The organism is Microcoleus sp. T2B6 (genome assembly GCF_036700475.1).
Lineage (GTDB): Bacteria > Cyanobacteriota > Cyanobacteriia > Cyanobacteriales > Microcoleaceae > Microcoleus.
In genome coordinates this window covers 58,742-80,229 of sequence record NZ_JAUBOZ010000014.1, presented here as the reverse complement: position 1 = coordinate 80,229, position 21,488 = coordinate 58,742, and the positions used below count along the sequence as shown (strand labels likewise).

21 protein-coding genes and 2 pseudogenes are annotated in these 21,488 nt (G+C 46.1%); 18 read left to right on the top strand and 5 right to left on the bottom strand.

The window, feature by feature from the left end:
• The first annotated feature begins 356 nt into the window (after nt 1-356).
• Complete coding sequence (gene gcvT, locus QUA00_RS09105) at nt 357-1,508, top strand: glycine cleavage system aminomethyltransferase GcvT (protein ID WP_333409404.1); 1,152 nt, start codon at nt 357-359, stop codon at nt 1,506-1,508.
• Between the two features lie 170 nt (nt 1,509-1,678).
• Here gcvT and QUA00_RS09100 read toward each other — a convergent pair whose 3' ends face one another.
• Nucleotides 1,679-2,521 (bottom strand): alpha/beta hydrolase, encoded by an 843-nt coding sequence (locus QUA00_RS09100; RefSeq protein WP_333409403.1) that lies wholly within the window; start codon nt 2,519-2,521, stop codon nt 1,679-1,681.
• 59 nt (nt 2,522-2,580) lie between these two features.
• On the opposite strand from QUA00_RS09100, the gene gcvH reads away from it, so the two are divergent.
• The 11 genes from gcvH (at nt 2,581) to QUA00_RS09045 (ending at nt 12,674) form a co-directional block, all read left to right on the top strand.
• The gene (gene gcvH / locus QUA00_RS09095) at nt 2,581-2,970 is read left to right on the top strand and encodes a glycine cleavage system protein GcvH (protein ID WP_333409402.1); all 390 of its coding nucleotides are present in this window, start codon (nt 2,581-2,583) and stop codon (nt 2,968-2,970) included.
• 641 nt (nt 2,971-3,611) lie between these two features.
• Nucleotides 3,612-6,578, top strand: a complete 2,967-nt coding sequence (gene gcvP / locus QUA00_RS09090; RefSeq protein WP_333409401.1) for an aminomethyl-transferring glycine dehydrogenase — start codon at nt 3,612-3,614, stop codon at nt 6,576-6,578.
• A 357-nt stretch (nt 6,579-6,935) separates the two neighbouring features.
• Nucleotides 6,936-8,273 (top strand): serine/threonine-protein kinase, encoded by a 1,338-nt coding sequence (locus tag QUA00_RS09085; protein ID WP_333307285.1) that lies wholly within the window; start codon nt 6,936-6,938, stop codon nt 8,271-8,273.
• A 44-nt stretch (nt 8,274-8,317) separates the two neighbouring features.
• A complete protein-coding gene (locus tag QUA00_RS09080) occupies nt 8,318-8,734 on the top strand; it encodes an element excision factor XisH family protein (protein WP_333307287.1) in 417 nt (138 codons plus the stop codon).
• Nucleotides 8,722-9,063: a XisI protein gene (locus tag QUA00_RS09075; protein WP_333307289.1), complete on the top strand. Its 342-nt coding sequence runs from the start codon at nt 8,722-8,724 to the stop codon at nt 9,061-9,063. Before QUA00_RS09080 ends, QUA00_RS09075 begins: the two co-directional genes overlap by 13 nt.
• A gap of 30 nt (nt 9,064-9,093) precedes the next feature.
• Nucleotides 9,094-9,318 carry a hypothetical protein gene (locus QUA00_RS09070; RefSeq protein ID WP_333307291.1) on the top strand — a complete coding sequence of 75 codons (225 nt, stop codon included), beginning with the start codon at nt 9,094-9,096 and terminating at the stop codon, nt 9,316-9,318.
• 99 nt (nt 9,319-9,417) lie between these two features.
• Entirely contained in the window at nt 9,418-10,023 is a 606-nt protein-coding gene (locus tag QUA00_RS09065; RefSeq protein WP_333307292.1) for a hypothetical protein, read from the top strand.
• Between the two features lie 279 nt (nt 10,024-10,302).
• The gene (locus tag QUA00_RS09060; RefSeq protein ID WP_333106837.1) at nt 10,303-10,449 is read left to right on the top strand and encodes a hypothetical protein; all 147 of its coding nucleotides are present in this window, start codon (nt 10,303-10,305) and stop codon (nt 10,447-10,449) included.
• A gap of 22 nt (nt 10,450-10,471) precedes the next feature.
• Nucleotides 10,472-10,699: a type II toxin-antitoxin system MqsA family antitoxin gene (locus tag QUA00_RS09055; RefSeq protein ID WP_333307294.1), complete on the top strand. Its 228-nt coding sequence runs from the start codon at nt 10,472-10,474 to the stop codon at nt 10,697-10,699.
• Nucleotides 10,700-10,828: 129 nt separating this feature from the next.
• Nucleotides 10,829-10,981: a hypothetical protein gene (locus QUA00_RS09050; RefSeq protein WP_333307296.1), complete on the top strand. Its 153-nt coding sequence runs from the start codon at nt 10,829-10,831 to the stop codon at nt 10,979-10,981.
• 4 nt (nt 10,982-10,985) lie between these two features.
• The gene (locus QUA00_RS09045) at nt 10,986-12,674 is read left to right on the top strand and encodes a glycoside hydrolase family 44 protein (RefSeq protein WP_333409400.1); all 1,689 of its coding nucleotides are present in this window, start codon (nt 10,986-10,988) and stop codon (nt 12,672-12,674) included.
• Between the two features lie 112 nt (nt 12,675-12,786).
• Here QUA00_RS09045 and QUA00_RS09040 read toward each other — a convergent pair whose 3' ends face one another.
• Both QUA00_RS09040 and QUA00_RS09035 read right to left on the bottom strand, forming a co-directional pair.
• Nucleotides 12,787-13,188 (bottom strand): helix-turn-helix domain-containing protein, encoded by a 402-nt coding sequence (locus QUA00_RS09040; RefSeq protein WP_333409399.1) that lies wholly within the window; start codon nt 13,186-13,188, stop codon nt 12,787-12,789.
• A gap of 43 nt (nt 13,189-13,231) precedes the next feature.
• On the bottom strand, nt 13,232-13,366 hold the full coding sequence (locus tag QUA00_RS09035; RefSeq protein ID WP_333181438.1) for a hypothetical protein: 135 nt from the start codon (nt 13,364-13,366) through the stop codon (nt 13,232-13,234).
• A gap of 11 nt (nt 13,367-13,377) precedes the next feature.
• On the opposite strand from QUA00_RS09035, the gene acsF reads away from it, so the two are divergent.
• From acsF to QUA00_RS36780, 5 genes and pseudogenes are all read left to right on the top strand, one after another.
• A complete protein-coding gene (acsF, locus tag QUA00_RS09030) occupies nt 13,378-14,454 on the top strand; it encodes a magnesium-protoporphyrin IX monomethyl ester (oxidative) cyclase (protein ID WP_333409398.1) in 1,077 nt (358 codons plus the stop codon).
• An 11-nt stretch (nt 14,455-14,465) separates the two neighbouring features.
• Nucleotides 14,466-15,212, top strand: coding sequence for a heme oxygenase (biliverdin-producing) (locus tag QUA00_RS09025; protein ID WP_333409397.1), 747 nt, complete (start codon nt 14,466-14,468; stop codon nt 15,210-15,212).
• 86 nt (nt 15,213-15,298) lie between these two features.
• Entirely contained in the window at nt 15,299-16,696 is a 1,398-nt protein-coding gene (gene hemN / locus QUA00_RS09020) for an oxygen-independent coproporphyrinogen III oxidase (protein WP_333409396.1), read from the top strand.
• 241 nt (nt 16,697-16,937) lie between these two features.
• On the top strand, nt 16,938-18,605 hold the full coding sequence (hcp, locus tag QUA00_RS09015; protein WP_333320094.1) for a hydroxylamine reductase: 1,668 nt from the start codon (nt 16,938-16,940) through the stop codon (nt 18,603-18,605).
• Nucleotides 18,606-18,742: 137 nt separating this feature from the next.
• Nucleotides 18,743-18,841, top strand: a pseudogene (locus QUA00_RS36780) (radical SAM protein); the annotation flags it as partial.
• A gap of 11 nt (nt 18,842-18,852) precedes the next feature.
• On the opposite strand, the gene QUA00_RS09010 reads toward QUA00_RS36780, so the two are convergent.
• Entirely contained in the window at nt 18,853-18,978 is a 126-nt protein-coding gene (locus QUA00_RS09010) for a hypothetical protein (protein WP_445305727.1), read from the bottom strand.
• 300 nt (nt 18,979-19,278) lie between these two features.
• Between QUA00_RS09010 and iscB the strand changes: the two genes are divergently transcribed.
• Nucleotides 19,279-20,553 (top strand): RNA-guided endonuclease IscB, encoded by a 1,275-nt coding sequence (gene iscB, locus QUA00_RS09005; RefSeq protein ID WP_333339297.1) that lies wholly within the window; start codon nt 19,279-19,281, stop codon nt 20,551-20,553.
• Nucleotides 20,554-20,620: 67 nt separating this feature from the next.
• Here iscB and QUA00_RS09000 read toward each other — a convergent pair.
• Nucleotides 20,621-21,280: pseudogene (locus tag QUA00_RS09000) on the bottom strand (MBL fold metallo-hydrolase); the annotation flags it as partial.
• Nucleotides 21,281-21,488: the final 208 nt, after the last annotated feature.

Here is a 21,488-nt window from a genome sequence, read left to right as displayed (position 1 = left end):
GCCACCAACCATCGAATGGGGGTTTCAGACCAAAAGGGCCGGCACGGGGGCACGGCCCCTACCAAGAATGAAACCGCCCTGCCTTGTTAAGGGGGACTTTGAATACTCTTGTCCCCCCCGACCTAGGGGCCGTGCCCCCGTGCCCGCCCTAGGCGCCGTGGGGATCGAGGGGCTCATCGGTAGACGGTATACTGATACTACTTTTGACGTTAAGTTGACACGAAGAAGGGCACTGCAGTGTCCTTACTCGTACCTAAACAGCATTGCCGTGTCCTTAAATTCGATCGCCCTACACACCGCGAAAACCAATTTTCCCGTAAAATCAAAACAGTCTACCCGCAACCAAAGCGCTACCAGTGGCAAAGTCAACTGAACCCAGCAATCCAGAGAGTCCGAGCCAACTTGCCCGCACGCCTCTGTACGACCTATCATTAGAACTCAAAGGCCGAATGGTGCCCTTTTCCGGGTGGGAGATGGCAGTACAGTACGCAGGCATTAGCAGCGAACACCAAGCAGTACGCCAGCAAGCAGGAATGTTCGACATTTCCCACATGGGAAAATTTGGTTTGAGAGGGAAACAAGTAAGAGAAAAATTTCAACCCTTAGTACCCTCAGACTTGAGCCGCTTGCAACCCGGTCAAGCTCAATATACAGTCTTGCTAAATGCCCAAGGCTGCATCTTAGACGACATTATTTTCTACTGCCAAGAACCAGACCCCATCACTAGCGAAGAACGTGCAGTAATTATTGTCAATGCCGCCACTCGCATCGCCGACAAAGCATGGATCACCACTCACTTAGAATTGAACGAACTCACTTTTACAGACCTCTCCGAAGATAAAGTTTTAATCGCAATTCAAGGACCGGAAGCCGTTAACTATCTCCAGCCTTTTGTAGAAGGCAATCTCGCACCAATTAAGGCATTCGGTCACTTAGAAACAAACCTGTTGGGACAGCCGAGTTTTATCGCCAGAACTGGTTACACCGGCGAAGATGGGTTTGAAATCATGGTGGATGCCGAAGTAGGAAAAGAACTGTGGCAAAAATTGTTAGCTGCTGGCGTTGTGCCCTGCGGTTTGGGTGCGAGAGATACCTTGCGTTTAGAAGCAGCAATGGCTCTTTACGGTCAAGATATCGACGACAATATCACACCTTTAGAGGCTGGATTGGGTTGGGTTGTTCACCTCGATAGCAAAGGCGATTTTATTGGGCGGGAGGTTTTGGAACAGCAGAAAGCGAGTGGAGTATTAAAGCGGTTGGTAGGGTTAGAAATGCAAGGGCGGCACATTGCACGCCACGGCTATCCGGTAATATTTGAAGGCGAAACAGTAGGAGAAGTTACTAGCGGTACATTATCGCCTACATTGAATCGGCCAGTAGCCCTCGCATTTGTTCCGGCAAAATTAGCTAAAATCGGTCAGCAATTAGAAGTCGAAATTCGCGGAAAAAACTATCCGGCTAGTGTAGTGAAAAAACCATTTTATAAATCGCAAAACCGCCCTAGTTAGATTAAGTAGGTAAGCCTTAATTCAGGACTTACCTCCTGGGTCCAGAAACCGGGTTTTTTTACGAAAATAGTTCGTTGTAGACCGCAGATTCGGTAAAAAACCCGGTTTCTTTAGTAGGAGTGCGTCGAGGACTGATTGAGTTCTTGTGGAACGGGCTTCTAGCCCGTTGCTCATCTTGGTCGAGAAGATTCATCTACTAGCTTAGCAAATTGTCGCAAAGTTGCAGCATAGCGATCGCCCGCCACATCCATCAAATCATTATGACCGGCCCCATCAACCCAAAAATTCAATTTCGGCCGCTTCGCCGCTGCAAACAACTGTTCTCCATGCCAAAAATGAACCACCTCATCAGCCTTACCATGAATCACCAAAACAGGCGATCGAACTTTGCCAATCTTATCAATATTCACAAACTTATCAAAGGGTAAAAGCGGAATCCGCGTCAACACCCGAAAAGCCGAAACAAAGGAACTTTCAACCACCAAACCGCCGACTTTTTGCCGCGAAGCCAAATCAATAGTCGGCCCACCCCCCACAGAACGCCCGTAAAGAATAACTTGCTTTGCAGGTACTCCCAACTGTTGGGTTAAATAATTGTAAGCAGCCTCAATATCACGATAAGTATTATACTCAGAAGGATTTCCCTGACTCGTGCCGTAACCTTGATAATCATAGGCAAACACAGCAAACCCGCTATCTCGAATCTCTCTGAGTAGCCACAAAATGCCGTCCAAGTCTTCCGCATTCCCGTGACTGTAAAGTATGGTATATTTAGCTTGCGGGTTAGGAAAATGAACAGCAGAAATTTTCACGCCATTAGCTGAGCTAACTTTGATAACTTCCCTGCTATCACTTTGACTAGATGGGGGAGGTTGAAAAATTAGCCGTTCTGAAACAAAGAAACCGTAAAAACATAGAAATGCGTAAATAAAAATTATAGAGCGCATCAGTCGTTTGACAGAAAATTCTCCAAAAAGCAAGCGTTTAATATTTTTTCTGTTCCATTTAGTCATTACTAAAGGCTCATAGTTGAATAAGATTTAACTAATACTTTTTTATTGCGAGAAAAGACATGGCACTAACATACCCCGATGACCTGAAATACCTAGACACCCACGAATACATCCGATTAGAAGGCGAAATTGCCACCATCGGCATCAGTGCCTTTGCAGTTGACCAACTCGGCGATATCGTGTTTCTAGATTTGCCCGAAGTCGGTGCAGGGTTGGAAAAGGGCGAAGCTTTCGGTACAGTCGAGTCAGTGAAAGCCGTTGAAGACTTGAAAGCACCAGTTACCGGTATAGTCGTAGAACGCAATGATGACATTATAGAGTCTCCCGAAGATTTGGCAGAAGACCCCTATGGCGCTGGATGGCTGCTGAAAGTGCGCGTTGACAATCCCAGCGAAGCAGACGACGCTTTCTCGGCCCCGGAGTATCGCAAAATGGTCGAAGGGGAATAGGGCATAGGGAATAGGGAATAGGGCATAGGGCATAGGGAATAGGGAATAGGGCATGGGGCATAGGGCATAGGGCTCGTTGATAATTCCACAATCCGCCAGGGGTTGAAACCCCTGGCTAATAGCACAAGTCGTCTAAAGACGACTGAAATACCAAGCTGTTGCGGGGGGAGTTGCGATAAGTGCAGCTAAAGACGACTGAAATACCAAGCTGTTGCGGGGGGAGTTGCGATAAGTGCAGCTTAATCTACAGTCGTCTTCAGACGACTTTAGCTATGAGACAGGGGTTGAAACCCCTGTCGGACTGTCGGACTGTCGGACTGTCGGACTTTGATAGACGCAAAAAATCTTCCTTAGTCGTCTTCAGACGACTTTAGCTATGAGACAGGGGTTGAAACCCTGTCGGACTGTCGGACTGTCGGACTATCGGACTGTCGGACTCTCGGACTTTGAGAGACGCAAAAAATCTTCCTTAGTCGTCTTCAGACGACTTTAGCTATGAGACAGGGGTTTCAACCCCTGTCGGACTGTCGGACTGTCGGACTATCGGACTGTCGGACTTTGATACACGCAGAAAATCTTCCTGGTTTTCTTAGCAAAATGTTACAAACAAAGAAGCAAAAGTCTATTCAGGAGAATCCGCCTTGGTACTCTACAGCCCTCAACTTGAACCCAACCAGCAGCAAAACCTTTCCTCCATCAATGGTTTTGCGGGCCGGCACATTGGCCCGACACCCAGCGAAATCCAGCAAATGCTCAATGTTTTGGGCATTTCCAGCCTCGATGTGTTGATTGACAAAACGGTTCCTGCGGCGATTCGTATTTCTCAACCCTTACAACTTCCCGAAGCGCGAAGCGAGTACAGCGCTTTGGCAGAATTGAAAGAAATTGCTGCAAAAAATCAGGTATTTCGATCGTACATCGGCACAGGATATCACGACTGCATAACTCCCCCGGTCATCCAGCGGAATATCCTAGAAAACCCCGGCTGGTATACAGCTTACACTCCCTACCAAGCCGAAATTGCTCAAGGGCGATTGGAAGCTTTGCTGAACTTCCAAACCATGATAATTGACCTTACGGGTTTGGAAATTGCCAACGCTTCCTTGCTGGATGAAGGGACTGCGGCGGCGGAAGCGATGGCGGTGAGTTACGGCGCCAGCAAAAATAAGGCAAAAGCGTTTTTTGTTTCCCAAGATTGCCACCCTCAAACTATTGAAGTGGTGCAAACTCGCGCTAAGCCGTTGGGAATTGAGGTAATTGTCGGCGACCATCAAAGCTTTGAGTTCGATCGTATAATCTTCGGCGCTCTCCTGCAATACCCCGCCACAGACGGCGCAATTTACGACTATACCGATTTTATTCGATCGGCACACGAAGTCGGCGCATTAGTCACAGTAGCCGCCGACATATTGAGCCTTTGCTTGCTCACACCCCCCGGCGAATTCGGCGCGGATATAGCCGTAGGAAGCACTCAGCGCTTCGGAGTGCCGATGGGATTCGGAGGGCCCCACGCAGCCTATTTCGCCACGCGAGAAGAGTTTAAACGGCAAGTTCCGGGGAGAATTGTCGGCGTTTCTAAAGATGCCAACGGCAAATCTGCTTTACGTTTAGCCTTGCAAACTCGCGAACAACACATCCGCCGCGAAAAAGCAACCAGCAATATTTGTACGGCTCAAGTTTTGCTGGCAGTGATGGCGAGTATGTATGCTGTTTATCACGGCCCTTCTGGACTGAAAGACATTGCTGAGAAAGTACGGACTTTAACAGCACTTTTGGCATCCGGTTTAAGAAGTTTCGGATACAAAATTGGTTCTCAACCTTTCTTCGATACTTTGCGGGTAGAATTGGGAGACAAACCGCTGTCAGAACTTCTAGAAGCTGCTAAAGTTCGCAAAATTAATCTCCGAGTTTTCGATGATTCGACAGTGGGAATCACTTTAGATGAAACTGTCACGGTTGAAGATGTGCAAGAGTTGTGGGAAATTTTTGCACAGGATAAAGATTATATCAGGGGTGACGGGCAGAATGCTCTCAACATTCCGCTGGATGCAGACGCATTGAATTCCTATTTGACCTTACCAGATTTTTGCGATCGCACCAGCAGCTATCTCGGTCATCCAGTTTTCAACAGCTACCATTCAGAAACTGAACTTTTGCGCTATTTGCACCGTTTAGAAGCCAAGGATTTATCGCTAAATACATCGATGATTCCGTTGGGTTCTTGCACAATGAAATTGAATGCAACAGCAGAGATGATGCCGGTGACTTGGGCGGAATTTGGCAAGATACATCCCTTTGCACCCCGCGATCAAAGTCGCGGCTATCAAATGATGTTCGTGCAACTAGAACAGTGGCTGGCAGAAATCACCGGTTTCGCGGGAATTTCTTTGCAGCCAAACGCCGGTTCCCAAGGCGAATACGCGGGTTTGTTAGTTATTCGCCAATACCACGAACACCGAGGCGAATCTCACCGAAATATCTGTTTGATTCCCCAGTCAGCCCACGGTACAAATCCGGCTAGCGCGGTGATGGCGGGGATGAAAGTAGTGGCTGTCGAGTGCGATTCTCAGGGCAATATTGATGTTGCGGATTTACATAAAAAAGCCGAGAAGCACAAAAATGAACTGGCGGCTTTGATGGTGACATATCCATCAACCCACGGCGTTTTTGAGGAAGAAATTAAAGAAATTTGCGAGATTGTCCACAACTGCGGCGGACAAGTTTATATGGACGGCGCAAATATGAATGCTCAAGTTGGTTTGTGCCGCCCCGGTGATTTTGGCGCTGATGTTTGTCACTTGAATTTGCACAAAACTTTCTGTATTCCTCACGGCGGCGGCGGGCCAGGAATGGGGCCGATTGGGGTAATGTCTCATTTGGTAGAATTTTTGCCCAGTACATCTATTCTTAACAGTCAACAGTCAACAGTCAACAGTCAACAGTCAACAGTCAACAGTCAACAAAAATCAGTTGGTGCTGTTTCCGCAGCGCCTTGGGGAAGTGCTAGCATTTTGACTATTTCTTGGATGTACATTCGGATGATGGGAGGATTCGGTTTAACTGAGGCGACAAAAGTAGCAATTCTTAATGCTAATTACATGGCAAAACGGTTAGAATCTTATTATCCGGTTTTGTACAAAGGGAAAGCTGGTTTGGTGGCGCATGAGTGTATTCTAGATTTGCGACTTCTCAAAAAATCTGCGGCTATTGAAGTCGAAGATATCGCCAAACGCCTGATGGATTACGGCTATCACGCGCCGACGGTTTCTTGGCCGGTTGCTGGTACGGTAATGGTGGAACCGACGGAAAGCGAATCGAAGCAGGAATTAGACCGTTTTTGCGATGCCATGATTGCGATTCGAGGCGAAATTGCGGAGATTGAAAAAGGTAATGTTGACGCGCAAAATAATGTGTTAAAAAATGCGCCACACACCGCAGAATCTCTGATGGTTGATGAGTGGAATCGTCCTTATACTCGCGCGCAAGCGGCTTATCCGACATCTTGGACTCGCGAACATAAGTTTTGGCCGGCGGTGGGCCGGATAGATAATGCGTTTGGCGATCGTAATTTTGTCTGTTCTTGTTTACCAATGGAGGCATACACTTAAGAGTGTAATCCATTTAAATCTCGTTTATATCTGAGTCTAGATCCCCCTAAATCCCCCTTAAGAAGGGGAGTAGGGGTTGACTTTGAGAACGCTTCCGGTCCCCCCTTGTAGGGGCGGTGCCCCGTGCCCGCCCTCTTGGCTAGGGGGGATCTCCGGGTTTGATAGATGCCGAATATCTAGGTAAAAAAACCCGGTTTCTCAACCTCACCTCTCTCTTCTCTTCCTCTGTGCCCTCTGTGGCCTCTGCGGTTAAATCATTCCGAAACAACCGTAAACGAGATCATCCAAAGCCTCAACAAAAATTCCCCCATCTCAGCTACAATCAAAACCATCATCCCCACATCCTCACCACCCACCATGAGGCACTGGCCCCCCGGACAACAACTCCAAAACGGCAAATACATCATCGAAGAAATCCTGGGCTGCGGCGGATTCGGTGTCACCTACCGCGCCCAAAACCTCAAAGAAGGTAAAGCCGTCGCCATCAAAACCCTAAACGCCAACGTTCAAAGTAAACCAAACTTTCAGGAATTACAAACCAAATTTCTCAACGAAGCATTATCTTTAGCCCGATGCAGTCATCCCCACGTCGTCCAAGTTTACGAAGTGTTTCCCGAAATGGTAGGAAATATAGAATTGTGGTGCATGGTGATGGAATTAATCGATGGAATTGACTTAGCTAGCCATCTCGAAGATAACGGCATTTTGTCGGAAGAAAAAGCTTTGGCAATTATTAAGCAATTGGGAAGGGCCCTGAGTTTTGTTCACAAGCAAGGATTTACTCACCTGGATGTTAAACCCCAAAATACTATGCTCAGAAAGCAGGGTTTGAAAGCCGTTTTGATTGATTTTGGCTTAGCACGACAGATGACAGCACCGGGAAAATTGAGAACTAATAGCAATTCCGGGACTGAGTGTTACGCACCCATTGAATTATTAGAAAAACGTGCCGAACTAGGCGCTTATACAGATGTTTATTCCCTAGCAGCAACGCTTTATGTAATGTTGACGGGTGAGTTGCCGTTTTCGTCGCAAGTCAGAAAGCAAAATATTGCTTTAACTCCGCCAAAGCAATTCAATTCAGAGATTAGCGACAGAGTGAATGCCGCGATTGTGAAAGGGATGGAATTGGAACCGCAAAATCGCCCACAGTCGGTGCAGGAATGGTTGAATTTAGTGATGCCTAAAAAAGCTGAGGATGAGGTAGAGTTAATTTCAGCCGTGGGGATGGATTATATAAACTTGCGAAATTTATTAGCAGTAGGAAAGTGGCAAGAGGCGGATCGGGAAACGACGAGAGTGATGCTGAAGGTGGCGAGTACAGGTAGGGACGAACAAAGATCGCTGGATGTAGGAAGTATTAATTTTCCCTGCGAGGACTTGCGTACCATTGACCAACTTTGGGTGAAATACAGTAATGGGCGCTTCGGCTTTTCGGTGCAGAAGCGTATCTATCAAAGTCTGGGTGGAACCAGGGAATACGATCATAAAATATGGGAAGCGTTTGGCGATCGGGTAGGTTGGCGCGTGAATAGTGAATGGACGGAAAACTGGCAATATAACACCAAAGCACCAGAAGGAAACCTCCCGACACCTCCCGGCTGGGGTTGGTTGAGTTGGGCGGGCAGTTTTGATTGGTGTGGGGAGCTAATTCTAGTGGCGCTCTTCTCTCTTGTCGAGACTTGTAGACTCTAACATCTAAGCGTTACAGGATTTCAAAAAGATTTATAATAAAGGCTATGCCCAAGCTAGACATAATTCACTACGCTGTCAAAAACGCACTAATCAAAGACGGCTGGATAATTACTGACGATCCCTATGTAATTCAGTATCGTACAACAACGCTGTACGCCGATCTCGGTGCCCAACAACCTATTGCTGCTGAACGGTCGGGACAGAAACTTGTAGTTGAAGTGAAAAGCTTTATCGGTGCCTCAAAAATCCAAGATTTAAAAGAAGCTCTCGGTCAGTATGACATTTATCGTTACCTTTTAGAAGAAACAGCGCCCGATCGCAAACTTTACGTGGCTATTAGTACCATAGCATATAGAACCTTCTTCACTCAAGATGCGATTCAATTAATTGTAAACAGACATCAACTTCCCCTAATAGTCGTCAATACAGAAGTAGAGGAAATAGTACAATGGATAAACTAACCGAGTATCCCAAATTAATCGAGCGGATTTTAACCGAGTATATAGAATTGTGCCGCCGTCCTCAACCAGACATCGAAACCTTCTTAATTACCGATGCACAAAACGGTCATTATATGTGGATGAATCTGGGCTGGCAAAAGGGAGAACGCATTACCGGGATGACTGTCTACGTTAGGATTCGGGATGGCAAATTCTGGATTGAGGAAGACTGGACAGAAGATGGAATTGCAACAGATTTAGTGCGTGCAGGGGTTCCAAAGGAAGATATTGTATTAGCATTTCACGAGCCAGGAATGCGGCAGTACACGGATTTTGCAGTAGCTTCCTAGCGCTATCAAATATATTTTATAGGAGGAGACATGAATCCCCATAACTTAGAAGCACAATTTGTAGTTTGCATCAACAATCAAGACCATCCAGCGTCATTGGAAGTACGAAAAATCTATCAAATAATCCCGGATAATCGCGCTGAGGAACATCAATTGATCCGAGTTATTGATGAATCTGGCGAAGATTATTTGTATCCAGTTGCATATTTTGTACCCATCGCATTGCCGCAAGCTGTAGCCGCCGTATTTGCCTAGCATAACTTCATAATTATAACAGAAGTAGAGGAAATAGAAATTTTACCAACTATAATTGAATTAATCTAAAATCCAAAATCTAAGATCCAAAATCGATAGATGGCTTACAGTAACTTTTCCCTCAGTGACTTAATCAAACAATTCGGCTTCACTCTCACAGACAAAAACAACTTATTTGTCAATATCCCCGAAGTCGGATACAGCGAATATCTAGATTTCACCCTCAATTACAACCTCCGAATAGCCAGCGAAATCAACACAGAAAAAGCTCGTTCTGAAATGATTATCACCCCAATCTTACTAGAATTGAGGAGAATGCTAGACGATAAAATTAGCTTGTTTTCCGGTAAAGAATTTAACGTTGACATAGAAAAAGGGCTGAATGGTGCTTGTGATTTTTTAATCAGCCTGTCTGAGTCTCAAATTGTAATTATGGCACCAGTCATTGCGATTGTTGAAGCTAAGAAAGAAGACTTAATCGGCGGTTTGGGACAGTGTGCAGCCCAGATGTATGCAGCGCAATTGTTTAATCAACAAGAAGGCAATCAAATTCCCATAATTTATGGTGTGATGACATCGGGCACTGTGTGGAGATTTCTTAAGTTAGAAGGTAATGCTTTAGATGTTGATGTTGCTGAGTATTACATTAAAGATGTAGGAAAAATTTTAGGGATTTTATCAAGTTTGCTGAAAGGAATTGCTTGATTGATAATGAGAACCAGACTTACGCACTCCGACCAAAGAAACCGGGTTTTTATTGAATCTTTCGGCTGGAACCAAATATTGCCGTAAAAAACCCGGTTTCTGAACCCCCCTGCGTCCTGGACTATAGCTGTTTGTGTTATGATATATTGAAAAAGCATATTTTTACTGAGAGGTGAATCGATGCCAACATTAACATTCACATTAACCGATGATTGAGTAATTGAATTAGCTCAAGAATTACCCGATCGCAAAAAACATCAATTATTGAAAATATTGCTGATGCAGCCTTGGGAATCTTGGGCAAACTTAACCCATGATGGCCCAGAAAAAGCGCGACAGGCTGCTGCACAAAGGGGAAAAGACTGGGATGCAATGACAGAGGATGAACGGGAAGAATTCATCAATGAATTATTGCATGAAGACTAATTTAAGCAAGGAGACTTAGTAAATGGTATGCGATATTTGCGGAACAGAAGGTGTGCGAGTTCGCCGAATTCCCAGAACCTATGGTAAAGGCAAAGATTTGCTAGTTATAGAAAACATTCCCCTCATAAGCTGTCCTCACTGTGGTAGCAGTTACCTAACAGCCGAAACACTCCATGAAATCGACAGAATTAAACGCAAGCGTAAAAGTGTAGCGGTAGAACGTTCTGTAGAAGTAGCTAGTTTTGCTTAGCCAATTATCACCTTCACAATCATATATTGAAATGAGTTCAAAAGTCACTCTCACTTTTGTATGTGACGAGGGCGGGATTTTCCCCGCGCAATTTTGTGGGAGTAGACCCGTTTTGTGGGATTTTGAATAATGATGGGGGATGGGGTTCCTATTCGCGATCGCACTTCCTCGATTCCTCAACCGCTAGCCGCAGTTATCGATCGCGCTTTAATCGACAATCCTGAAATTTATTACAAAAGTGCAGTAGATTATAAACAAGCCCTATTAAATACTCTACCATAAATTAATGAATGCACGATTTTTGTGGCAGTTTCCCGAAAATAAACCTCGTTGGCTTGTCCTATTTTTGTTAGCTTTAATCGCCGCTTTGGCAATTGTCGCCACAACAGCTTACTTCAAAAACGGCATAGCCCAAACAGTCAATCCCACCTTGTCTGTTGATGTGACAGCCGATCGACATTCCATCAGTCCTGACATCTATGGTATGAATGATTATGCCCTAGATCCCACAATCGCCAAAGAGTTACGAATTCCAGTAGAACGCTGGGGGGCCAATCACACCAGCCGCTACAACTGGTTAGTCGATTCTTCCAACAGCGGCGATGACTTCTTTTTCGTGGGTGGCGGCGACAAGAAAAATCCTGTTCCCGGTGATTCTATAGATAAAATTGTCAAAATCAACCGCCAAAACGGCAGCAAAAGCATCGTTACAATTCCGATGATTGGCTATGTAAATAAATTTAGCACTTGGAACTGCGGGTTTAGAGTATCCAAATACGGGCCACAAGAAAAAACAAATCCCTACATTTTTCCAGAAGGTGATAAATGCGGCAACGGTAAGCGTCCCGACGGCACTTTGATAACTGATAATAATCGCCTTGATGTCAGTATTATTAGCGACCCAGCATTTCAAAAAGCTTGGGTTCAACACTTAATTAAAACCCACGGTACTGCTGCTAAGGGCGGCGTGCAAATTTATCAAATGGACAATGAACCAAGCGGTTGGGGAAACACTCACCGCGATGTTCATCCAGAAGCGACGAGTTACGAGGAATTGCGCGATCGCACTTACCAATATGCCTCAATGGTAAAAGCTACAGATCCAACTGCTAAGGTACTCGGCCCGTCGGATTTTGGCTGGCCTGTCTATGTGGATTCGGGGGTTAAGGGCGATCGCGAAAAGCACGGCGGTGTCTGGTTTGCGCGGTGGTACTTGCAACAAATGCGCGCTTATGAAAAGCAAAAAGGTGTTCGGATTCTCGACTATTTCGACGAACACTACTATCCTTCGGCGGACGATACCTGTTTGGCCAATTGTCCCGCCGGCGATGCCAACACCCAAGCGCTGCGACTGCGATCGACTCGTTCTCTATGGGATGCTACCTATACTGATGAAAGTTGGATTGGTAAATACAATCCACCCCTAACAATTATCCCCCGGTTTCGAGAGTGGGTAAATCAAGATTATCCAGGTACAAAAGTCGCGATTACTGAATACAATTGGGGCGGTTTAGAGTCGATTAACGGCGCCTTAGCCCAAGCCGACGTACTGGGGATTTTTGGGCGGGAACAAGTGGATTTAGCGACGCTGTGGGGGCCTCCTAAGTCTTCTGAACCGGGGGCATATGCTTTCCGAATGTACATGAATTACGACGGAAAAGGCGGTAAGTATGGCGATACTTGGGTGCGATCGGGTAGCACAGATCAAGGACTTTTGTCAATCTACGGAGCCGATCGCAGCAGTGATGGTACTCTGACGCTGGTAATTATTAATAAAACCAACAAAAATTTGACTAGCAACCTGAGTTTGAAAGGATTTAAATCGTCGGGTAAAGCTGAATTTTACACTTACAGCGAGGCGAATTTGCAGGCGATCGTCCGTCAGAGCGATTTAGGTGTCAGTGATACTGGATTCCAGGCAACTTACCCCGCTAATTCTATGACTTTGGTGGCTATTCCCAAGGCTAATTCTTAGCGGGGCTTAACTTAACCCACGGAATTCACGCCCCAGAACCGGAATGATTAAACCGCAGAGGACGCAGAGGACACTGAGGAAGAGAAGAGAGAGATGAATAATTCTGACATTTTTAATCTGAAATTAGACCTGAAGCGTTCATGCGATCGTCCTTAGCATCCGAGTGTGTTAGTGGACAAATACAACTCTCCTGTCCCAGCCACTGCGATCCTACTTGATGCAGGGCTGCCATCACCGGTTGAATTTGACGACCCTTGGGCGTGAGGGAATATTCGACGCGGGGCGGAATCTCGGCATAAACACGGCGATCGACTAACCCTTGAGCTTCCAACTCTCGTAGGCGTTGGGTGAGGGTTTTGGTGCTGATGCCAGGAAGTGCCGCGAGTAATTCGTGGGTACGCCGATCGCCTCCAAACAGTTCGCGTAGAACCAAAATTGACCATTTATTGTCCAACAAGTCTAGCACAAATTGAATCGGACATTTAACCTCTACGCACTGACTCGCTTCCACCATAAACTCCCTGCACAGTTGCCTTCACGATAATTTCCATATTTCTTTAGAAATGGCTCAAGCGTCCTATTTGCTTCAATGCTTTACCTAAAGTAACTATAGGATACCACTGGTAACTGACTTGTGGGCGATCGCGGATTAAGGCAATGTGGTGCACAGTCATCAATTCCGAACAATCCACTCTCCACTCCTATGGTCAGTTCAATTAGTAAATCGGAGTCTGCCGGTCTGCCATCCGGCATTAAAGCACCTGTTCAAGAAACCCTGTTAACACCCCGCTTTTACACCACCAATTTTGATGCCCTTGCCGAAATCGATCTGTCCGGGCAACAAGCGGAATTAGAAGCAGTTGTAGCAGAATTGCGCGCGGACTATAACCGCCACCATTTTGTCCGCAATCAAGAGTTTGAGCAATGCTGGGACAACATTGATGGCGAAACGCGAAAGGCATTTATTGACTTTCTAGAGCGATCCTGTACCTCAGAATTTTCGGGTTTTCTGTTGTTCAAAGAACTTTCCCGCAAACTTAAGAATCGCCAACCCTTGTTATCGGAAGCCTTTAGCTTACTGGCCCGGGATGAAGCGCGTCATGCCGGTTTCTTGAATAAGGCGATGGCAGATTTTGGGTTGTCTCTCGATCTGGGCTATTTAACAAAAAATCGTACCTACACATTCTTCCCTCCAGAATGGGTAATTTATACTGTTTATCTGTCGGAAAAAATTGGCTACTGGCGCTATATTTTGGTGTATCGCCATCTCGAAAAACATCCCGAACATCAAATTTATCCCCTGTTTCGCTACTTCGAGAATTGGTGCCAAGACGAAAATCGGCATGGGGATTTCTTTAAGGCTTTGTTGCGATCGCAGCCTCAGCTTTGGAATAACTGGAAGGCAAGACTCTGGGCGCGCTTTTTCCTACTGACGGTGTTTGCCACCCACACAATGACGGTGTTGGAACGCTCCACATTTTATGACTCGATCGGCATCGACCCCGATGAATATAACAAGCAGGTGATTCATCACACCAATGAAACAGCAAAACGGGCGTTTCCCAGTATTTTAGATACCCACCATCCAGAATTCTTTCCCCGTTTGGATCGATGTGCGATCGCCAACCAGAAGCTAGCCGAAATCTCAACTAACCAGCGCCCTGCCGCCATCCAATTTTGCCAAAAATTACCCTGGATTGCTGTGATTGTCTGGCAGTTGTTGCGCCTTTATTTACTGCCCTCGATTAATGCTGAATCGTCCAGAACCGCTATTAATTAGGAGATATTGCCATGACTAATCTATCGACACGCCTCCGAGAAGGCACGATGCAATCCCACACCACAGCCGAAAATACGGCATTTATGAAATGCTTTATGAAAGGCATTGTGGAACGGGAACCTTTGCGTAAACTATTTGCCGATCTATACTTTGTTTACAGCGCCTTAGAAACGGCTTTGCAGAACCATGTCAACCACCCGATTATCGGGATCCTCTATTTCCCTGAGTTAAATCGCACTGAGAATCTGGCTTGCGATCTAGCTTTTTATTACGGTGAAAATTGGCGGGAGGAAATTACGGCTTCGCCAGCGGGTTCTGTGTATCGCGATCGCATTCAAACCCTCTCAGCAACCGATCCAGTCCTGCTGATTGCCCATGCCTACACCCGCTACATGGGTGATTTATCGGGCGGACAAAGCTTGAAAAACGTGATTCGATCGGCGTTGTCTCTGCCGCCGGATCGGGGAACAAATTTCTATGAATTTTCCCAAATCTCGACACCAGAAGCAAGGCGAGTATTTAAGGAACGCTATCGCCAAACCTTTGATGAATTTCCGGTGGATGCTGACACGATCGAGCGAATTGTCGCCGAAGCAAATGCGGCATTTACCCTTAACCAGGATGTAATGCACGAACTCGAAGCCGATGTGAAAGCGGCGATTGGAGATCATACCTTTGATTTGTTAACTCGGCAAGATCGCCCCGGTAGCACAGAAGGCCGCAGCCCTCATGCCAAGCGAGAATCTGTCGCGAAATAACTCGCCCCACGAAAACAAGATCGATCGTATCTCTAAAATATGCCGGGGTTCTGAATTTACACAACAACAGAAGGATACATTAGTTAATGAAACAGTTATCACAAACGGTTGAATTTGATGCTGCATTGTTGAATAAATACAACCAGCCTTTACCTCGCTATACCAGCTATCCACCCGCCACAGAATTAAGCACTGACTTCGATCGCCACGCATTTAAAACTGCGATCGCCGTCGGCAATCACAAACGAACCCCCTTATCGCTTTACTGCCACATCCCCTTTTGCGAAACGCCCTGTTATTTCTGCGGCTGCAATACCATCATTACCCAGCGCAAGGAGGTGGTAGAACCCTATTTAGGCTATCTCGATCGCCAAATTCGCCAAGTTGCCAGTTTGGTGGATGCCGATCGGCTGGTGCATCAGTTGCACTGGGGCGGCGGCACGCCCAACTATCTCGATCGCAGTCAGGTAGAGTTTCTCTGGAATCAGTTAAATCGATATTTTCGGTTCGATGACGCGGCAGAAATATCGATCGAAGTCAATCCTAGCTATATCGATCGCGAATATATTCTATTTTTGCGACAATTAGGCTTCAATCGGATTAGTTTTGGCATTCAAGACTTTAATCCCATCGTGCAGCAAGCTATCAATCGGGTGCAGCCCGAAGCGATGTTGTTTGATGTGATGGATTGGATGCGGGAAGCTGGGTTTGAAAGTGTCAATGTGGATTTGATTTACGGCTTACCTTTCCAGACACAAGCCACCTTCCAGGAAACAGTAAAGAAGACCTTACAATTAAATCCCGATCGCATTGCCGTCTTTAATTTTGCCTATGTTCCCTGGCTCAAACCGGTTCAGAAACGAATGCCAGAATCTGCTTTACCGACTGCGGGCGAAAAGCTGAAAATTCTGCAAAGTACGATCGACCAACTGACGCAAAATGGCTATGTGTTTATTGGTATGGATCACTTTGCTAAGCCTAATGATGAACTAGCTATCGCGCAACAAGCTGGACAACTACATCGTAATTTTCAGGGTTATACCACTAAGCCCGAATCGGATCTGTTGGGCTTTGGCATGACTTCCATCAGTATGTTGCAGGATGTGTATACCCAAAACCACAAGGGATTGAAAGATTTTTATCTGGCGATCGATGGGAAGGAATTGCCGATCGAAAAAGGTGTTAGACTTAATCAAGACGATCTGATTCGGCGCACAGTAATCATGGAATTAATGTGTCAATTCCAACTGTCGGTGCAGGATTTGGAAGAAAAATACCATCTCGGCTTCGATCTAGATTTTAATGACTATTTTGCTCAGGTTTTGCCACAACTTGATGCCTTAGAAGCTGATGGGTTAATCAAACGTTGGGGCGATGGCATTGAAGTAACCGCGCTCGGCCGCTTGCTAATTCGCAATATTGCATCCGTGTTTGATAGCTATCTCATCCGCCACTCAAGCAAACGGTTTTCCAAGTCCCTATGAATCGTCGTCAGATTTGTTAACTCTGAGATGTTGCACCCTTCTCAATTACTTGTTTAGGAACAGGCTTTTCGGCCTGTTCCACAACAAAATTCACTCTTTGTGGAACGGGCCGGAGAGCCCGTTATTGAGAATGCTACAAGATGTGAGTTAACTCAGATTTGTTAACATAGTCAGAGACGGATAAATACTTTCATAACCGAGTTGTTGCGTAAATTCTAACCAATTCAACAAGGAAAAATCAATGTTCTGTGAACAATGCGAACAAACAGCAAGCGGACAAGGATGCCATCAGTTTGGTGCTTGTGGGAAAAGTCCTCAAGTGAATGCTATCCAAGATTTGCTGATTTATTATCTGCGCGGGTTGGCTCCGATTGCCCTGAAAGCAAAGGAGTTAGGCATTGATACTCATGCAGTGGATGTCTTCACCTGCGAAACGATCTTTGCCACGATGACGAATGTCAACTTTTCCGAAAAGCGGTTTGTTGAGTATCTCCAGGAAGCGATCGCCCATCGCGCCAACCTCAAGGCTCAAGTGCAGCAAGCAACAGACACTCCACCCACGTGGGCTGCAATTTCCGACTTTGAACCCAACTTTGAGGAGAGCCTGGTTGAGCAGGGTGAGCAGATTTCCCTCCAGTTCCTCAGTCAGTCTGCCTCGAATGTGGATATTTTCTCACTCAAACTCACAGTGCTATATGGGGTGAAGGGTCTTGCCTCCTACACCTTCCACGCCTACGAAGTGGGCCAGGAAGACGAGCGGGTGTATCGTTTCATTTATGAGGCACTTGTCGCCCTCGATAACCAGACCTTGAGCTTGCAGGAGTGGGTGGATCTTGCTCTTGAGGTGGGAGCCATTAATCTGCGCTCTATGGAACTATTGGATGCCGGACATACCGGTACCTATGGGCACCCAATTCCCACGCCTGTTCCCCTCAATCCACGGCAAGGGAAGGCGATTCTGGTTTCAGGACATGACATCAAACAACTCGAAGGCTTACTCAAGCAAACAGCAGACACTGGAATTACTGTTTACACCCACGGCGAACTTCTACCAGCCCACGGCTATCCCAAACTAAAACAGCAGTATCCCCATCTCTACGGTCACTACGGCACTGCTTGGCAGAACCAAACCAAGGATTTTGGCAAGTTCCCCGGTGCGATCGTGATTACGACCAACTGCTTAATGCCAACCCATTCCTATTATGAAAATAAACTCTTTAGCGTTGGCCCCGTCGGCTATCCGGGTCTGATTAACTTGAGTGAGATCGACAATGGCACACCCGATTTTACTCCCGTTATTGAGAAAGCACTGGCACTTCCCGGCTTTACCGAAGATGCACCCCCCAGGGAAGTCACAGTTGGTTTTGCTCACAATACAGTCCTAGGGGTGGCAGATAAAATCATTGAGGCTGTGAAACAGCGTAAAATCCGCCATTTCTTCCTGGTGGGGGGCTGTGATGGAGCCAAACCCGATCGCAACTACTACACCGAGTTCGTAGAAAAAGTGCCTGATGATTGTGTCGTGCTCACCCTAGCTTGCGGTAAGTTCCGCTTCTTCGATCGACAAATGGGCGACATTGACGGACTACCCCGCCTGATGGATGTTGGTCAGTGCAACGATGCCTACTCCGCGATTCAGATTGCTGTAGCCCTAGCCAATGCCTTTGAGGTAGGTGTCAACGATATACCCCTTTCCATGATTCTGTCGTGGTATGAACAAAAGGCAGTAGCCGTCTTGCTAACTCTCTTGCATTTGGGGATTAAAAACATTCGTCTAGGGCCGACATTACCGGCGTTTATTTCTCCCAATGTATTCAAGCTTCTGTCGGAGAAATATAACTTGCAGGCCATTACCACCCCTGATGCCGATCTGGCAGCTTGCTTGAGCCCATTAGCAGTCATTCGCTAAGTCTATTCAGAGGGATTCATCTGCGTTAATCTGTGTTTATCTGCCCTCATCTGCGGTGAAAAAAAGAGAATTTATCGAGCCGCAGATGATAAGGGATTGACGCTGATTCACGCAGATGTCGAGAAGAGAGATAGGAATGGGCGAGCGATCGGATGGAGATTCATATTCTCAAAGATGGCAGTCGGATTTTCACAGGCTACCGGGGTCAAATGAATCTGGCTGAGTCGGAGTTATGAACCCGATCGCACTAAGCATCGAGCATCCAAGCAATACACTTTTGCATTTGATTGCTCATTGTTTGTCGATCGGCATTATACCTGCGGCCGTGTCCCGGCAACACCCATTCAAACGAGTAATTAGCCAAATTCTGCATAGATTTGATTTGTTCCGGCCAAGAATACCAACAGACATCGTAAGGAACCCCACGCTTAAAAGCGGGGGCTTTTGGGAAGTCCGGCTCGATCGCCAGCGGTGCAAGAAGAAAGCCCGAACCTTACCAGAGACAGGATTAGACCTACGTTTTTAGAGTCATGATACCGGAGAATGCGACGCTAGTTTTCCCCTCTATCGCCAAAAGTTAAACAGGATTAACGGGGTTAAACCAGTGCTTTTGGCATAACAAGCTCATAAAACATTCTCGAAGCGAACTTTACCCAGCAATGGAGGACATTAAATGTCTAATTTCGTTTTTGTAGTTGATATCCACAAACGACAGCTCAACCCAATCCGCCCAGGATTGGCACGTAAATTGCTAAACAATGGCAAAGCTGCCGTCTTTAAAAGGTATCCATTCACGCTAATTTTGAAAGTAGAGGTAACAGTACCACAAAAACCAATCACTCTCAAAATAGATCCTGGCTCAAAAACTACTGGAATCGCATTAGTGCAAGGAGATAAAGTAATCTTTGGTGCAGAACTAACCCACCGAGGTCAAACTATCAAAGCCAGTCTGGAATCTCGCCGTTCATTGCGTAGAGGCAGAAGAAATCGCCATACCCGCTATCGTCCAGCTAGATTTCTAAACAGAAATCGCCCGAAAGGGTGGCTGGCTCCAAGTTTGCAACATCGTGTCGAAACAACCTTGACTTGGGTAACTAGATTGATGAAAGTCGCTCCTATTGCTTTTATAGCTCAAGAGCTTGTTAGATTTGATTTGCAACAACTAGAAAACCCAGAAATCTCTGGAATCGAGTATCAACAAGGCGTTTTACATGGCTACGAGATCCGCGAGTATTTGCTCAACAAATGGGACAGGAAGTGCGCTTACTGTGGTGTAACTAATGTACCGCTACAAGTTGAACACATTCATCCCAAAGCTAAAGGAGGTTCCGACCGCATTTCCAATCTTTGCCTTGCTTGCGATGCTTGCAACAAAAAGAAAGGCACTCAAGATATTGAGCAATTCTTATCTAAAAAACCAGAGATTTTGAAGCGGATTCTATCTCAAGCACAACGTCCCTTAAAAGACGCAGCAGCCGTTAATTCGACTCGTTGGGCGTTATTTAATCGACTCCGTATGACTGGTTTACCAGTTTCTACTGGTAGTGGCGGCTTGACAAAATTCAATCGCACTCGTTTGCAGCTACCTAAATCTCACTGGTTAGATGCTGCTTGCGTAGGTAAAGTCGAAGAATTAAAGGTGCCGACTTCTCAACCGCTGCTAATAAAAGCAGCAGGACACGGTACTCGACAAATGTGTGGCACGGATCGGTTTGGCTTCCCAATTCGTCACAAGTCGAGAAAGCAAATTCATTTCTGTTTTCAGACTGGCGATATCGTTGGCGCGACAGTCACCGCAGGCAAGAAAGTCGGCTATTATGTGGGACGAGTTCTTTGTCGTGCATCCGGTTCGTTTGACATCGCCACACCAGAAGGAAGAGTGGCAGGAATTAGTCATAAATATTGCAAACATATTCACAAAAAAGATGGCTATTCATATTGCTTTTGATTCAAGGCGACTGAAGTCGCAGCCGCTTTCCTCCCCATGTCTAAAGCCAGGGGCTTCTCGCTCGTTTTCCGGTGAACAAAAACTTGTTATTGTAAAGCAAAACTGTGTGACCTTTCGTGTGACCGGGCATCGATATAATCAACAAATCATCTGCTAGTTGATACGGTTCGGTGGGCGACAATTGCATTTCTACACGGCAAGTATCAGCGTTAATTTCGTCATAATGAATGATGCGATCGCACCCAAAATGCTCGTGGTATAGTTGATGATCTGCCACATCATCGCCGTGAGTCAAGTACATATAGCGAATGCCGCCCATTGCTTCTATGTTTTTGACTAGCGGCGGCACAAAACGGGGAGAATCAACTAAAATATTTCCTTCGGGGCGGACAATTAAATAGCTGGCTGCGGCGTAGGAATTCTCTGAGTGGTAGCCGCAGTGATAGACATTTTCTGCTACGAGTGCGGGTAACAGTTGCTGGGCTTGTTTGATGCTTTTGGGTTTTTCTACAGTGCCGATCGAACTTGTGGGACAAGACAAAAGAGCCGCGAGCGATCGCATTTCTTCAGTGTCATTAGTTGGCTGGTGGTAAACCGCAGACTGTTCTCCCGCTTGAGTAAATACTTCAGGTGCCATCCACCGACAAGTATCGCAGTCAATGCAGGTACTGTCCACATAAAAGTTACCGTTAATATTTTCAGTACGCCTCCGATTAATGTTAGCCATTGTTCTACCTCTTAATAAGCCATATAAATTATAGTAACTGAGTATAACTAGCACCGGACATCCCGCCGGGGTTTAGACCCCCGTTTCACAGCACAAGTCGGTTAAAACTCTGATCTTGCACCATTCTCAAGAACGGGCAAGATGCCCGTTCCACAAAGAGTAGATTTTCTTGTGGAACAGGCATCTTGGCTGTTCCTAAAAGGCTAAT